Here is a 15119-nt window from a genome sequence, read left to right on the forward strand (position 1 = left end):
CACAGGGCTGCCTGCCGCACTGCCCCGCCGAATTCATTTCTTGAGAGTGTCCCTATGCCCGCCAGCGCCTCCACCATCCTAGTCGTCGAAGACGATGCCATCGTGCGCATGCTGATTGTCGATGTCCTTGAAGAACTGGAGTTCAGCGTGCTGGAGGCCGACGGCAGCGAAGCGGCCCTGAGCCTGCTGGAGGACGCCGGGCAACATATCGACCTGCTGATGACCGATGTCGGCCTGCCCGGGATGAACGGCCGCGAGCTGGCGGAGCGTGCCCGCACCCTGCGGCCGCAGTTGCCGGTGCTGTTCGCCAGTGGTTACGCCGAGTCCATCGAGGTGCCGGCCGGCATGTCGGTCATCGGCAAGCCGTTCTCCATCGACCAGCTGCGCGACAAGGTGCGCAGCATTCTCGGCTGAGGCCAGGCAGCCTGCTCGGGCGCTGGCGCGCTGTGGTTTAATGGCGGCCTTTTTTGCCCCCCGCCTGCCAGGAATGCCCGCTCATGAGTCCCACCGCCGCAACCAAAGTCCTGATCATTGGTTACGTCTGGCCCGAACCCCGCTCCTCCGCCGCCAGCGGGCACATGATGCAGATCCTCCAGAGCTTCCTCGACCAGGGCTGGGAGCTGATCTTCAGCAGCCCGGCCAACGAGGGCGAACACAAGGAAGACCTGACGGCCCTGGGCATTCGTGAATGCCCGATCGAACTCAACAACGCCAGCTTTGACCGCTTCGTCGCCGAGCTGGCACCGGACATCGTGCTGTTCGACCAGTTCATGATGGAGGAACAGTTCGGCTGGCGGGTGGAGCAGCATTGCCCGAATGCCCTGCGGGTGCTGGAGACCTCCGACCTGCAATGCCTGCGCCATGCCCGGCACCAGCGCCTCAAGGATGTTCTCAAGGAGGGCACCGAGGAAGACGACTTCAGCCCGCTGTTCGCCCAGGCGCCGGAGCAGGAATTCCAGCACATGGCCGTCACCGACCTGGCCAAGCGCGAGATCGCCGCCATCTATCGCTGCGACCTGAGCCTGATGATCTCCGAGGTGGAAATCGAGCTGCTGGTGCAGCAGTTCCACTTGCCGCCGGCCCTGCTGCACTGGTGCCCACTGATGCTCGGGCAACTGCCGCAGGGCTTTGCTCCCTTCGAGCAGCGGACGCACTTGCTGAGCATCGGCAACTTTCGCCATGCGCCGAACTGGGACGCCGTGCTGTGGATGAAGAACCGCGTATGGCCGCTGATCCGCCAGCAATTGCCCGGCGCGCAATTGCACCTGTACGGCGCCTACACCCCGCCCAAGGCCGCGGCGCTGCACAACCCGGCCCAGGGCTTTCACATCATGAACTGGGCCGAGGATGCGCTGCAGGTGATGAGTGCAGCGCGGATCTGCCTGGCGCCCCTGCGTTTCGGCGCCGGGATCAAGGGCAAGCTGCTCGATGCCATGCTTTGCGGCACGCCCAGTGTCACCACCCCGGTGGGCAGCGAATCCATGTCCCAGGACGGCCTGCCATGGCCGGGGGCGGTGGCTGAATCCGCCAGTGGCGTGGCGGCGGCCGCGGTGCGCCTCTATCAGGACCGGCAGCTGTGGGAGCAGGCCCAGGCGGATGGCCGGCAGTTGCTCGAAGCGCGCTACCGCCAGCAAGTCCACGGCCCGGCGCTGATCCAGCGCCTGCAACACTGCCGCCAGCACCTGGAGCGACTGCGCCGGGACAACTTCACTGGCGCCATGCTGCGTCACCACCATCACAAGAGCACCCAGTACATGGCGCAGTGGATCGAAGCGAAAAACCGCCCGGCCTCCTGACCCTTCTTCGCTGGCGCACTGCCGGCGGTGCGCTTGCCGGCGAACAGGCCCTGGGATTTGCGCCGAACGTGAGGCCGCCTTCGCTGGCAAGCCAGCTCCTGCAGCTGGCGTGATGTCGGCGGTGTTCTTGTAGGAGCCGGCTTGCCGGCGAACAGGGCGCCAACCCTGAGAACGCCTTCTCTGGTGCGCGAGCGGGCCACGAGGCATTATCAGCCGGGCCTACAACAAAAACAGGCCCGCGCCATGAGCCGACCCGGCAAGATCACCGACCCCTCCTATGAGTTGATGGACGACCACAACGGCCTGTCCATCATCTATCGCCAGCACGGTTTCCCCTGCCCTCTGGTGCGCTGGCATTTCCACAAGGAATACGAGCTGCACCTGATAGTCGCCAGCTCCGGCAAGGTGTTCATCGGCGACTACATCGGCAACTTCTACCCGCAAACGCTGTTTCTCACCGGCCCCAACCTGCCCCACAACTGGATCAGCCAGGTGGCCGAGGACGAAGTGGTGGCCAAGCGCGACATGCTGGTGAACTTCACCGATGAGCTGTTCGACAGTGGCAGCCAGGTGTTCGCCGAGCTGAAGAACCTCAGCCCGCTGCTGGAGCGGGCGCAGTACGGCATCGAGTTCCGCTGCCCGCAAACCATCGCCCAGGCCCTGCCGCTGATGCAGCGCATCGCCGACTCCAGCGGTATCACCCGCCTTGGCCACTTCCTCATCCTCATGGAGCTGCTGGCGGCCTGCGACGACTACCAGTTGCTGTCCGGCGCCACCAGCGTGCAACTGGCGGACGAACACAGCGTCGACCGCACCAACCGCGCGGTGGACTACATCTTTGCCCACTACGCCCGGGAGTTGCCCCTGGAGGAAGTGGCCGACTACCTGGGCATGAAGCCCAGCTATTTTTCCCGGGTGTTCAAGCAGGCCACGGGGCGCTGCTTCGTCGAGTTCGTCAACCGGCTGCGCATCAGCAAGTCCTGTGAACTGCTGGCCGACGGCGACAAACCGGTGACCGACGTGTGCTTCGAGTCGGGCTTCAACAACATTTCCAACTTCAACCGGCGCTTCCAGCAGCTCAAGGGCATGACCCCCTCCCACTACCGCCGCCTGGCGGTGCAACGCCTGACCGAACAGAACCTCGGCTGAGGACCCACGCTCGGCGCAGGGCTCAAGGGCCTCTTCGCCGGCAAGCCGGCTCCTACAAGGGCACCCCCAATATCACACCAGCTGTAGGAGCTGGCTTGCCAGCGAAAGCGCCCCCACGCCCGGCGCAGGGAACAATCGCCCCCCCCAGAGCCAACAAACCGGTCTAGGCTTGGTAAACGAGACCCGTTCAGCTTCCGTTCAGCAGTTGTCAATAATCTTCATTTAGCAATGAGTATCATTATGTTACAAATTACCCCCTAGCCTATTTGCCCACCGGTGCTGAATGCTCGTTCCATTTCTGATCATGTTGCGCGAAGGGATTGAAGCCGCGCTTATCGTTGGCATCATCGCCAGCTACCTGAAACAGACTGGCCGTGGCCAGTGGATGCCCGCCGTGTGGATCGGGGTTTTCCTCGCCGCGGCCCTGGCCCTGCTGGTGGGCGGCGGCCTGGAACTGATGAGCGCCGAATTCCCGCAGAAGCAGCAGGAACTCTTCGAAGGCATCGTCGGCCTGGTGGCCGTGGGCATCCTCAGTTCCATGGTGTTCTGGATGCGCAAGGTGGCGCGTTCGATCAAACATTCCCTGCATGTCTCCCTGGACCACGCCCTGGCCGGCTCCAAGCACCAGGTCACGGCGCTGATCGCCATGGTGTTCTTCGCCGTGGCCCGCGAAGGCCTGGAAACCGTGTTCTTCCTGCTGGCGGTGTTCCAGCAGAGCGAAGGCCCGGGCGCGCCCATAGGCGCCCTGCTGGGCCTGATCTCAGCAATCATCGTCGGTTTCCTGATCTACACCGGCAGCATGCGCCTGAACCTTGGCGCCTTCTTTCGCTGGACCGGGCTGTTCATCCTGGTGGTGGCCGCCGGCATCCTCGCCAATTCGGTGCAGGCCCTGCATGAAGCCGGGGTCTGGAACCACCTGCAGACCGTACTCTTCGACTTCAGCGCCAGCCTGCCCATGGATGGCCCGGTGGGTTCGGTACTGGCCGGCATGTTCGGCTACCAGGACGCCCCCACCATCAGCACCCTCGGCGCCTATGCGCTGTACCTGGCCGTGACCCTGGTGCTGTTCTTCCTGCCCGGCGGCGCCCCAGCCAAGGCGCCCGGCTCAACGTCTTCCGTTTCCAGTCAGTAAGGCTCCCCATGACCCAGCAAGCCTCTCCCCAGGCCTCGCCTCCCCGCGCTCTGCGCTGGGCGGTTGCCGGTTCGGTGATCGTCATGATCGCCGCCGGCGGGCTGTTCTACTACGCCTCGCAACTGGCCGCCAGCAAGCGCCAGGCCCACCAGGGCGAGATCACCGTGACCATCCACCCCAAGAGTTGTGAACCCAACGCGCTGACAGTCCCGGCCGGGCGCGCCAGCTTCCGCATCGTCAACCGTTCGGATCGCGCCGTGGAGTGGGAAATTCTCGACGGCGTGCTGGTGGTGGAGGAACGGGAAAACATCGCCCCGGGCCTGAGCCAGGTGATCAACGCCAACCTGCAGCCAGGGGACTACGCCATCACCTGCGGGCTTTTGAGCAACCCCCGCGGCACCCTGCACGTGACCCCGACCGCCGAGTCCGACGCCCAGGCCAAGGCGCGGCCGTCGATGGTGGCCTTTATCGGCCCGCTGTCGGAGTTCCGGGTCTACCTCAGCACCCAGGGCAGTGCCCTGGTCAAGGCAGTGAACGCCTTGCAGCAGGCCATAGACGCCGGCGACCTGAAACAGGCCCAGGCGCTGTACCTGCCGGCCCGCGCAGCCTATCAGCGCCTGGCCCCGGCGGCCCAGCGCCTAGCCGAGCTGGACAACACCATCAACGCCCGCGCCGATTATTTCGAACAGCGCGAACAGGATCCGGGCTTCAGCGGTTTCCACCGCCTGGAATACGGCCTGTTCCAGAAAAATGACCTGGCAGGCCTGGCTCCCGTAGCTCAGCGCCTGTCCAGCGACGTGGTCAGCCTCAAGGAACAGTTGCTGGCCCAGACCCTGCCACCGGAGCAATTGGTGAGCATCGTCGCGCGCAACATGCGCAGCCTGGCCGACCTGCGGGCCAGCAGCGGTGAAGAAGAACGCTACAGCCACAGCGACCTCAACGGCTTTGCCGCCAACCTGGAAACCACGCGCAAGGTCATCGACCTGCTACGGCCGCTGCTGGCCAAGTCCGCGGCCCAATTGCTGCCCCAGGTGGACAGCGCCGCCGATGCCCTGGCCACTCGCCTGGCCAGCCTGCGCGACGGCTTCGGCTATGTGGCCTACGACCAGGTCGACGCCCGGCAGCGCAAAGAGATCGCCGACAAAGCCAAGGCCCTGGCCGACACCCTCGACGCTATTGATCCCGCACTTGGCCTTTCCGGCCTGTAACAAGACGAGTTTTCAATGAACGATTCAGATCAGTCCAATCCGTCTTTTTCCGCCCAGCGTCGGCGCGTGCTGCTGGGCATGGGCGCCGCCGGCGTGGCCCTGGCCGGCAGTAGCCTGAGTTGCCCGGCCATGGCCGCCGCGCCCGCCCAGGTCACCGAAGCCCCCAGCAGCGACAAGACCCAGGACCGCCACGACTTCCATGGCCAGCATCAGAGCGGCATCGTCACCCCGCGCCCGGCCGCGGGCATGCTGGTGTCCTTCGATGTGCTGGCCAGCGACCGCGACGACCTGGAACGGCTGTTTCGCACCCTCGACCAACGCATTGCCTTTCTCATGCGCGGTGGCCCGGTGGCCCAGGTGGACCCGAAGCTGCCGCCCCTGGACTCCGGCATCCTCGGCCCGGTGGTGACCCCGGACAACCTGACCATCACCGTCTCGGTGGGCGAATCGCTGTTCGACGAGCGCTTCGGCCTGGAGGCGGCCAAACCCAAGCGCCTGATCCGCATGGTGGGCTTCCCCAACGATGCCCTGGAGCCCGCCTGCTGCCACGGCGACCTGAGCCTGCAGTTCTGCTCCAACACCGCCGACACCAACATCCACGCCCTGCGCGACATCGTGAAGAACCTGCCCGACCTGCTGCTGGTGCGCTGGAAACAGGAAGGCAGCGTACCGCCCCAGGCCCCGGCCAAGCCCGGCGAGCCGGCGCAGAGTGCGCGCAATTTCCTGGGCTTTCGCGATGGCTCGGCCAACCCCGACTCCAACGACCCGAAGGCCATGCAGCAGATCGTCTGGGTCCAGCCCGGCAGTGACGAACCGGCCTGGGCGGCCCATGGCAGCTACCAGGCAGTGCGGATCATCCGCAACTTCGTCGAACGCTGGGACCGCACCCCGCTGCAGGAGCAGGAAAGCATCATCGGCCGGATCAAGACCAGTGGCGCGCCCATGGACGGCCAGAAGGAAAGCCAGGTGCCCGACTACGCCCGGGACCCCCATGGCAAGGTCACCAAGCTCGACGCCCACATCCGCCTGGCCAACCCGCGCACTGCCCAGAGCCAGCAGAACCTGATCCTGCGCCGGCCGTTCAACTACTCCAACGGGGTCAACAAGAACGGCCAGCTGGACATGGGCCTGCTGTTCATCTGCTACCAGGCCGACCTGGAGAAAGGCTTCATCGCCGTACAGACCCGTCTGAACGGCGAACCCCTGGAGGAGTACCTCAAGCCCACTGGTGGCGGTTACTTCTTCACCTTGCCGGGGGTCACCGGCGAAGAGGATTTCATCGGGCGTTCGCTGCTCGATGCCACCCGACCTAAAAGCACTGCCTGACACCCCTAACACAACAACCCCCACGGAAAAGTCCCATGAAAAAGTCGCCTCTCGCTGTGTTGCTGACCCTTGGCTTGCTCCACGCCCCGCTTTCGGCGTTCGCCGCAACTGCGCCCCTGGAGCTGGTGGGGCCGATCTCCGACTACAAGATCTACGTCACCGAGCAGCTCGACGAACTGGCCAGCCACACCCAGCAGTTCACCGATGCGGTGAAAAAGGGCGACCTGGCCGCCGCCAAGAAGCTCTACGCGCCGACCCGGGTCTACTACGAGTCGATCGAACCGATCGCCGAGCTCTTCAGTGACCTGGACGCGTCCATCGACTCCCGGGTCGACGACCACGAGAAAGGCGTCAAGGCCGAAGACTTCACCGGCTTCCACCGCCTGGAATACTCGCTGTTCTCGGAAAACAGCACCGAAGGCCTGGGCGAGCTGGCCGACGGCCTGAACAAGGACGTCAAGGACCTGCAGACCCGCGTCGCCGGCCTGACCTTCCCGCCGGAAAAAGTCGTGGGTGGCGCCGCCGCGCTGCTGGAAGAAGTGGCCGCAACCAAGATCTCCGGTGAAGAAGACCGCTACAGCCATACCGACCTCTACGACTTCCAGGGCAACATCGACGGGGCGAAGAAAATCGTCGACCTGTTCCGTCCGCAGATCGAGAAGCAGGACAAGGCCTTTGTCGCCAAGGTGGACAAGAACTTCGCCACGGTGAACAAGATCCTGGCCAAGTACAAAACCCCCGACGGCGGCTTCATGACCTACGACAAGGTCAAGGAAAACGACCGCAAGGCCCTGGTAGGCCCGGTCAATACCCTGGCCGAAGACCTCTCCACCCTGCGCGGCAAACTGGGCCTGAACTAAGCCCGGAACCCAACACGCCATCCTCCCTGTAGGAGCTGGCTTGCCAGCGAAAGCGGCCCTGGGTACCACCCCCGCCTCAAGGCCCTCTTCGCCGGCAAGCCGGCTCCTACACAGGCAGAACAGCACCCCGCCCCCCCGTAGGAGCTGGCTTGCCAGCGAAAGCGGCCCTAGGCACAACGCCCGACTCAAGGCCCTCTTCGCCGGCAAGCCGGCTCCTACACAGGCAGAACAGCACCCCGCCCCCCCCGTAGGAGCTGGCTTGCCAGCGAAAGCGGCCCTGGGCACAACGCCCGACTCAAGGCCCTCTTCGCCGGCAACATCATCACGAATGCAGATAAGCCTGGGCTGTGACACGTTATCCCGTTAACGTTCACGGCCCATCGACTTTCATGGAAGACCCTTCATGCCTCGCTCCACAGCCGCCAGCGCGCCGCTGACCGTCAGACCCTTCTCGCTGGTTCCACTGATGGCCGCCTATATGGCCTGCACCATGTCGATGATGGCCTTCGTCTCGCTGATCGGCCCGATCTCCCGGGCCCTGCACCTGGAAACCTGGCATGCCGGCGCGGCCGTCACCGTTTCCGGGGTGATCTGGATGCTCCTGGCACGCCCCTGGGGCCAGGCCAGCGACCGCTTCGGCCGGCGCCGGGTGCTGCTGCTGGGCACCGCCGGCTTCACCCTCGCCTACTGGGCCTTGTGCCTGTTCATCGACCTGTCGCTGCAGTCGCTGCCCAGCGTCGCCATGGCCTTTCTCGGCCTGATGCTCGGCCGCGGCTTGATCGGCGCCTTCTACGCGGCGATCCCGGTGGGCGGCTTCGCCCTGATCGCCGATAACGTCGAGCCTCAGCACCGCGCCCGTGCCATGGCCACCCTGGGCGCCGCCAACGCCGTGGGCCTGGTGCTGGGCCCGGCGGTGGCCGCGCTGCTGGCGCGCTACAGCCTGAGCCTGCCGTTCTACGCCATGGCGGTGCTGCCGCTGCTGGCATTGCTGGTGCTGCGCTACCAACTGCCGCGCCAGGAACTGCACCTGGCCCAGGCGCCGACCCGGGTACGCCTGGGCGACCCGCGACTGCGCCGGCCCATGGTGGTGGCCTTTGTCGCCATGCTCTGTGTGTCGGTGGCCCAGATCACCGTCAGCTTCTATGCCCTGGACCGGCTGCACATGAGCCCCGCCGATGCCGCCCAGACGGCCGGGGTGGCCCTGGCCATGGTCGGCGTGGCGCTGATCTGCGCGCAGTTGGTGGTGCGCAAGCTGGAATGGCCGCCGCTGCGGATGATCCGCTACGGCGCCCTGCTGTCCGCGCTGGGTTATGCCGGCAGCATGCTGGTGGACAGCGCCTGGGGCTTGTGGCTGGCGTTCTTTGTATCGGCGGCAGGCATGGGTGGGGTGTTTCCGTCGTTCTCGGCCCTTGCGGCGAATGCCGTAGAGGCCTCGGAACAGGGCGCGACTGCCGGCAGCATCGGCGCCGCCCAGGGCCTGGGCGTGGTCATCGGGCCCATGGCCGGCAGCCTGATCTACGCCATCGAACCGCGCCTGCCCTACCTGCTGGCGGCGGTGCTGCTGGTACTGATCGCGATCTGGCCCGCCCCGCAGCCCAAAGACCTGTAGCCGCTGCTGCAGGCTGCGAACGGCTGCAAATCAGACGCCGCTCTTGAGGTTGCTGAAGGCCCTGCGGACCTTTGCGCAGCCTCGCAGGCTTGGCAGCGGCTACAGGTACTGCGCTGCTTTTGTAGCCGCTGCCGCAGGCTGCGAACGGCTGCGAAGCAGACGCCGCTCTTGAGATTGCTGAAGGTCCTGTGGACCTCGGCAGCGGCTACGGGTTAAAGCATGCGGTAGAGCAAGCGCTCGATGCGCACGCGGCTGACCCGGCGCAGGAACTTGCCCACGGCCTCGGGGTAGTCCACCAGGCTGTCCAGGTACTGAAAGTGCTCGATACGGCGGGTGTGGCGATAGATCTCGGCCTGTTCGGCGTTGCGCGCCTGCAGCAGCTCGCCCTTGGGGTCGTCCAGCAACAGGGCGTTTTCCAGGTCCAGGCGGAAGGCCCGCGGATTGAGGTTGTTGCCGGTGAGCAAGGTATAGCGCTCATCGACCCACATGCCCTTGAGGTGGTAGGTGTTGTCACCGTCACGCCACAGGTGCAGGTTCAACTGGCCGTTGTCGATCACTTTCTGATGCCGCTTGGCAAAACGCCGCAGGCTGATTTCATACAGATAAGGCAGCGCGGCGATCACCTTGAACGGCTCGCTGGGCGGGATATAGAAGTCGTTGGCGGTCTTGTCGCCGACGATGATGTCGATCTTCACCCCGCGCTCCAGAGCCCGGTTGATCTCCCGGGTCACCGGCAGCGGCAGGTTGAAATACGGGGTGCAGATGGTCAGCTGGCGCTGGGCGCCGGCAATCAGCTCGCAGATCACCCGGTTCAACGGGTTGCCCTTGCCCACCCCGAGCAACGGGCTGACCGACAGCCCGCTCTTGTCCAGGCCACCGGCAGTGGTGTCGTAGGTGGCGTGCTTGAGGCGGCTGCGCAGATCGCCGATGTCGTTGCGCAGGCTGCGGGTGGTGGGCAGGTTCGGCAGGTCCAGGCGGTGCACTGCCCGCGACTCCACCAGGCCGTGCTGCACCAGGTGGTGCATGGAGTCGGCCAGCGCCTGGTTGTGCAGCAGGTGGTAACGGTCGAAGCGGTACTTGTCGAACTTGTGCAGGTACACGTTGTTCAGGCTGGCGCCGCTGTAGAGCACGCAGTCGTCGATGACGAAACCCTTGAGGTGCAGCACCCCGAACAGCTCGCGGGTCTGAACCGGCACGCCGTAGATCGGCACTTCGCTGGCGTGAGTGCGGGTCATTTGCTGGTACCAGGCCGAGTTGCCCGGCTGCTTGCCGGCACCGATCAGGCCGCGCTGGGCCCGCAGCCAGTCAACCACGACCACCACTTCCAGCTCGGGGCGGGCGGCCTTGGCGGCGTGCAGGGCATCGAGGATTTCCTGGCCGGCTTCATCCTGTTGCAGGTACAGCGCGACGATATAGATGCGCCGGCGTGCCTGGGCAATCTGCTCCAGCAGCGTGCGGCGAAACTGCGCGGCGCCGGTCAGCGTGGTGAAAGCCTCGGCGGCCAGTGGGAAGCTGCGCAGCTTGGGCAGCAGGGAACGTTTGAAAAGCGACGGCATTAGGGCTCGCAGTGGCTCAAATCCAAAGAGCGCAAGAGCTTACACCATGGACCGGCCGGAGTCCCCTGCCTGGCATGTATAACGCCCTCCCTCAGCAAAGCACCCGCCCGCTGTGCGCAGGAGCCGGCTTGCCGGCGAATGGGCCCCCAGCCCTGCGCAAGGCGCAATGAAACCTTCGCTGGCAAGCCAGCTCCTACAAAGGGTAATGGCCAGTTTCGAAGAAAAACAAAAAATATAATTGACCAAGGAGAACGATCGTTCTACTGTTCGCCACATGAACGAAATCATGCACTCTGAAACCCGAGACATCATCCTCGATGTCACCGAGAAACTGATCTACCAGAACGGCATTGCCGCCACCGGCATGGATCTTCTGGTGAAGACCGCCGGCGTCTCGCGCAAGAGCGTCTACCGCTATTTCACCAACAAGGACGAGCTGGTGGTGGCCGCCCTGGAGCGTCGCGATCAGCGCTGGATGCACTGGTTCTGCAGCACGGTGAACCAGGCCGCGACCCCGGCCCTGCGCCTGCTGGCGCTGTTCGACGTGCTCAAGGACTGGTTCGCAACCCCCGGTTTTCGCGGCTGCGCCTTTATCAACACCAGTGGCGAAACCGGCGACCCGCAAGACCCGGTGCGCCAAGTAGCAAAACGGCACAAGCAGAACCTGCTCGACTACGTGACCGAGCTTTGCCAGGAACATGGCGTGCAACATCCTGAGGAACTGGCAGCGCAACTGCTGATCCTGATCGATGGCGCCATTACCGTTGCCCTTGTGATGGGCAATCACAGTGCTGCTGATAATGCGCAATGCATGGCGCGAAAGTTATTGGACCTCTGATTGTTTTAAACAAGAGCAGCCTCTTCGTTTGAACAGCAACTTTCATTGGAGACAGATCATGTCGTCTAACGCTCAAGTGCGCCCGCCCCTTCCGCCTTTCACTCGCGAGTCGGCGATTGAAAAGATCCGCCTGGCCGAAGATGGCTGGAACTCCCGGGACCCGGAGCGGGTATCCCTGGCCTATACCCTGGATACCCAATGGCGCAACCGCGCCGAGTTCGCCCACAACCGCGAAGAGGCCAAGGCGTTCCTGACCCGCAAATGGGCCAAGGAACTGGATTACCGCCTGATCAAGGAACTGTGGGCCTTTACCGACAACCGTATTGCCGTGCGCTACGCCTACGAATGGCACGACGACTCGGGCAACTGGTTCCGTTCCTACGGCAACGAAAACTGGGAGTTTGACGAACAGGGTTTGATGGCCCGGCGCTTTGCCTGCATCAACGACATGCCGATCAAGGCCCAGGAGCGCAAGTTCCACTGGCCCCTGGGCCGCCGGCCCGACGATCACCCGGGCCTGAGCGAACTGGGCCTGTAATCACCACCGCCTCCGCCCTTGTAGGAGCTGGCTTGCCAGCGAAAGCGCCCTCAAGCCCGGCACAAGGCTCCGAGGCCCGTTCGCCGGCAAACCGGCTCCTACGAAAAAACACACCTCCTCTGCCCCCGTAGGAGCTGGCTTGCCAGCGAAAGCGCCCTCAAGCCCGGCACAAGGCTCCTAGGCCCATTCGTCGGCAAGGGGCGGCTTCAGGCGGCGGCTTCCTGTTCCTTGGACCGCGCCCGGGCCTCCAGCTCGCGTACCAGGGGCAGCACGCGCTGGCCGAAATACTCCACCTCTTCCTGGAAATGCAGGAACCCGGCCAGTACCAGGTCCACACCCACCGCCTTCAACTCCACGATGCGCTGGGCAATCTGCTGTGGCGTGCCGATCAGGTTGGTCTTGAACCCGTCGTTGTACTGCACCAGGTCCTCGAAACTCGACTTGGCCCAGTTGCCCTCGCCTTCGGGGGACGCCTTGCCGGCCTGCCGGGCGGCGTCACCGAAGGCATTCACCGCCTCCGGGTCGGCCTGATCGATGATTTGCTGCAACACCGCCCGCGCCTCCTCTTCGGTGTCCCGGGCGATCACGAAGGCGTTCACTCCGATCTTCACCGAGTGCTGGTTGGCCGCGGCCTTGGCGCGGATGTCATCGACCTGGGCCTTGATCCCCTCGACACTGTTGCCGTTGGTGAAGTACCAGTCCGAAACCCGGGCCGCCATGTCCCGGGCAGCCCGCGAGCTGCCGCCCTGGAAGATCTCCGGCTGGCCCAGGGGCTTGGGCTTGAGGCTGTAATGGTCGAAGCGATAGAAATCGCCCCTGAAGGTGAAGGCATCCTGGCTCCAGACCCCGCGCAGGCAGCGAATGAATTCCTCGGACCGGCGATAGCGCTCGTCGTGCTCCAGCCAATGCTCGCCAATGGCCTGGAACTCACCCTTGAACCAACCGCTGACGATGTTCACCGCAATACGGCCATTGGTCAGTTGGTCGATGGTCGCCAGTTGCTTGGCCGCCAGGGCCGGCTGCCAGGGCCCGGGCAGGATCGCCGCAATCACCTTGAGCTTGTCGGTGGCCGCCAGCAGTGCGTGGCTGAAAGCCACCGACTCGTGCTGGTACTCGGCGCCATAGCCAGCGGTGAAGCGAATCTGGGTCAGGGCGTATTCGAAGCCGGCCTGCTCGGCGATCTGCGCCAGCTTGCGGTTGTAGTCGATGCCCCAATGGGTGCGTTGCTCGATCTTGCTGACCACCAGCCCACCGCTGACGTTGGGCACCCAGTAGGCAAATTTCACGGCTTGCTGACTCATGGTTCGGTCCTCGGGACTTGGGAAAGTACCCCGGAGCAGAGCAGCAAGCGTGCCAGGGCCTGGAAGCCCTCGGCGCGTAGGCCGCCAGACGCCGTGTGGAGCCTCAAGCACGCCCTCTCCCGGGCAATGGCTGAGGCTCGCTGCCTGCGGCGGCGCGGGGCCGGCCAACCCTGGAAACGGGCTGTTTTGTTGATGAACTGTTGGCGGAGCAACAGTTGCAGGCGCTCTGCGGGAGCCCTTGCCCCGGCAAACCGGCGTTTGCGGCTTCGGCATGGTGTGTGCAATCGGCCTGGACCCTGCAGCGCTTTTTTCTGCCGAACCCAGGAGCTACACCATGACTGAACACCAGGTAATCAATCCGCTGTCCGTGGGGGTCGACTACGAGACCCTGGCCGCAGGCTTTCGCCCGATCTTCCAGCGCATCGCCAGTGGCGCGGTGGAACGGGAACAGCAACGCAAACTGCCCTACGAGCCCATCCAGTGGCTCAAGGAATCCGGATTCGGCGCGGTACGGGTGCCGCTGGAATATGGCGGTGGCGGCGCTTCCCTGCCCCAGCTGTTCCAGCTGCTGATCGAGCTGGCCGAGGCCGACGCCAACGTGCCCCAGGCCCTGCGCGGGCACTTTGCCTTTGTCGAGGATCGGCTCAATGCCACGCCCGGACCGGGCCGGGACCTGTGGTTCAAGCGCTTTGTCGAAGGCGATATCGTCGGCTGCGCCTGGACCGAAATCGGCGCCGTGGACATCGGCCAGGTCATCACCAAAGTCTCTCCGGATGGCGAAAAATGGCGCCTCAACGGCGAAAAGTTCTACAGCACCGGGAGCATTTTCTCCGACTGGATCGATGTCTATGCCCAGCGCACGGACACCGGCGGCGACGTGATTGCCGCGGTGCGCACCCGCCAGCCGGGCATCGAGCAGAGCGACGATTGGGACGGCTTCGGCCAGCGCACCACCGGCAGCGGCACCTCGCGCTTCCAGGACGCTGAAGTGGACGCCGAGAACATCATCGACTTCGCAACCCGCTTCAAATACCAGACTGCTTTCTACCAGTTGGTGCTGCTGGCGACCCTGGCCGGCATCGGCCGCGCGGCGCTACGTGATGTGGCCCACGAAGTGCGGGTGCGCAAGCGCATCTATAGCCACGGCAACGCGCCCCAGGCCAGCGCCGATGCCCAGGTGCAGCAGGTGGTGGGCGAGATCGCGGCCCTGGTGTATGCCGCCGAAGCCGCCGCCCTGCGTGCTGCAGCCCCTGCGCAACAGGCCTACCTGGCGCGCTTTGCCGGGGACCCGGCCCAGGAGCGTGCGGCCAATGTGGCGGCGGAAATCGAATCGGCCACGGCCCAGGTGGTGGTCACCGAACTGGTCCAGCGCGCCACCAGCGAGCTGTTCAATGCCCTGGGGGCTTCGGACATTCGCCAGGGCAAGGCCCTGGACCGGCACTGGCGCAATGCGCGCACCGTGTCTTCGCACAACCCAGTGATCTACAAGGCGCGGATCGTCGGCGACTGGAAGATCAACGGCAGCGAGCCACCCTTTGTCTGGCAGATTGGCAACGGGCCCCAGCGCTGACCTCAGGCACCGCCCCCCGTAGGAGCTGGCCTGCCAGCGGAGGCGTCATCCAGGCGAGCGCTCGGCCCAGCGGCCTCTTCGCCGGCAAGCCGGCTCCTGCAGCGAAATCTCGGCGCACCGCCCCGTAGGAGCTGGCTTGCCAGCGAAGGCGTTATCCAGGCGGGCGCTCGGTTCAGGGAGAGGCATCCGACCAAGGTCGAGGCGGTCGCGCGGCGGGCTGGGTTGCAGGTAATATG

General features: G+C 64.9%; 13 protein-coding genes. 11 read left to right on the top strand and 2 right to left on the bottom strand.

The features are described from left to right. Positions 1–54 precede the first annotated feature (54 nt). The 8 genes from PFLCHA0_RS16365 to PFLCHA0_RS16400 all read left to right on the top strand — a co-directional run bounded on the left by PFLCHA0_RS16365 (position 55) and on the right by PFLCHA0_RS16400 (position 9080). Positions 55–414, top strand: coding sequence for a response regulator (locus PFLCHA0_RS16365; RefSeq protein ID WP_011061535.1), 360 nt, complete (start codon positions 55–57; stop codon positions 412–414). 83 nt (positions 415–497) lie between these two features. After that, on the top strand, positions 498–1796 hold the full coding sequence (locus tag PFLCHA0_RS16370; protein WP_015635788.1) for a glycosyltransferase: 1299 nt from the start codon (positions 498–500) through the stop codon (positions 1794–1796). A gap of 243 nt (positions 1797–2039) precedes the next feature. Next, the gene (locus PFLCHA0_RS16375; RefSeq protein ID WP_011061537.1) at positions 2040–2945 is read left to right on the top strand and encodes an AraC family transcriptional regulator; all 906 of its coding nucleotides are present in this window, start codon (positions 2040–2042) and stop codon (positions 2943–2945) included. Between the two features lie 283 nt (positions 2946–3228). After that, positions 3229–4077 carry an iron uptake transporter permease EfeU gene (gene efeU / locus PFLCHA0_RS16380; protein ID WP_015635789.1) on the top strand — a complete coding sequence of 283 codons (849 nt, stop codon included), beginning with the start codon at positions 3229–3231 and terminating at the stop codon, positions 4075–4077. Positions 4078–4085: 8 nt separating this feature from the next. After that, positions 4086–5285, top strand: a complete 1200-nt coding sequence (gene efeO, locus PFLCHA0_RS16385; protein WP_015635790.1) for an iron uptake system protein EfeO — start codon at positions 4086–4088, stop codon at positions 5283–5285. A 15-nt stretch (positions 5286–5300) separates the two neighbouring features. Then, positions 5301–6611, top strand: coding sequence for an iron uptake transporter deferrochelatase/peroxidase subunit (gene efeB, locus PFLCHA0_RS16390; protein ID WP_015635791.1), 1311 nt, complete (start codon positions 5301–5303; stop codon positions 6609–6611). Positions 6612–6646: 35 nt separating this feature from the next. Next, positions 6647–7471: an iron uptake system protein EfeO gene (efeO, locus tag PFLCHA0_RS16395; protein WP_011061541.1), complete on the top strand. Its 825-nt coding sequence runs from the start codon at positions 6647–6649 to the stop codon at positions 7469–7471. Positions 7472–7874: 403 nt separating this feature from the next. Then, positions 7875–9080, top strand: a complete 1206-nt coding sequence (locus PFLCHA0_RS16400) for an MFS transporter (RefSeq protein WP_015635792.1) — start codon at positions 7875–7877, stop codon at positions 9078–9080. Between the two features lie 212 nt (positions 9081–9292). Here PFLCHA0_RS16400 and pssA read toward each other — a convergent pair whose 3' ends face one another. After that, positions 9293–10636, bottom strand: coding sequence for a CDP-diacylglycerol--serine O-phosphatidyltransferase (pssA, locus tag PFLCHA0_RS16405; RefSeq protein WP_015635793.1), 1344 nt, complete (start codon positions 10634–10636; stop codon positions 9293–9295). A 274-nt stretch (positions 10637–10910) separates the two neighbouring features. On the opposite strand from pssA, the gene PFLCHA0_RS16410 reads away from it, so the two are divergent. Continuing rightward, positions 10911–11474: a TetR/AcrR family transcriptional regulator gene (locus PFLCHA0_RS16410; RefSeq protein WP_015635794.1), complete on the top strand. Its 564-nt coding sequence runs from the start codon at positions 10911–10913 to the stop codon at positions 11472–11474. A gap of 58 nt (positions 11475–11532) precedes the next feature. Continuing rightward, positions 11533–12012: a nuclear transport factor 2 family protein gene (locus PFLCHA0_RS16415; protein ID WP_011061545.1), complete on the top strand. Its 480-nt coding sequence runs from the start codon at positions 11533–11535 to the stop codon at positions 12010–12012. A gap of 206 nt (positions 12013–12218) precedes the next feature. Here PFLCHA0_RS16415 and sfnG read toward each other — a convergent pair whose 3' ends face one another. Then, positions 12219–13313: a dimethylsulfone monooxygenase SfnG gene (gene sfnG / locus PFLCHA0_RS16420; RefSeq protein ID WP_011061546.1), complete on the bottom strand. Its 1095-nt coding sequence runs from the start codon at positions 13311–13313 to the stop codon at positions 12219–12221. A gap of 334 nt (positions 13314–13647) precedes the next feature. Between sfnG and PFLCHA0_RS16425 the strand changes: the two genes are divergently transcribed. After that, a complete protein-coding gene (locus PFLCHA0_RS16425; RefSeq protein WP_011061547.1) occupies positions 13648–14883 on the top strand; it encodes an acyl-CoA dehydrogenase family protein in 1236 nt (411 codons plus the stop codon). Positions 14884–15119 lie beyond the last annotated feature (236 nt).

The sequence above is a fragment of the Pseudomonas protegens CHA0 genome, assembly GCF_000397205.1.
In the GTDB taxonomy this organism is placed as follows: Bacteria; Pseudomonadota; Gammaproteobacteria; order Pseudomonadales; family Pseudomonadaceae; genus Aquipseudomonas; species Aquipseudomonas protegens.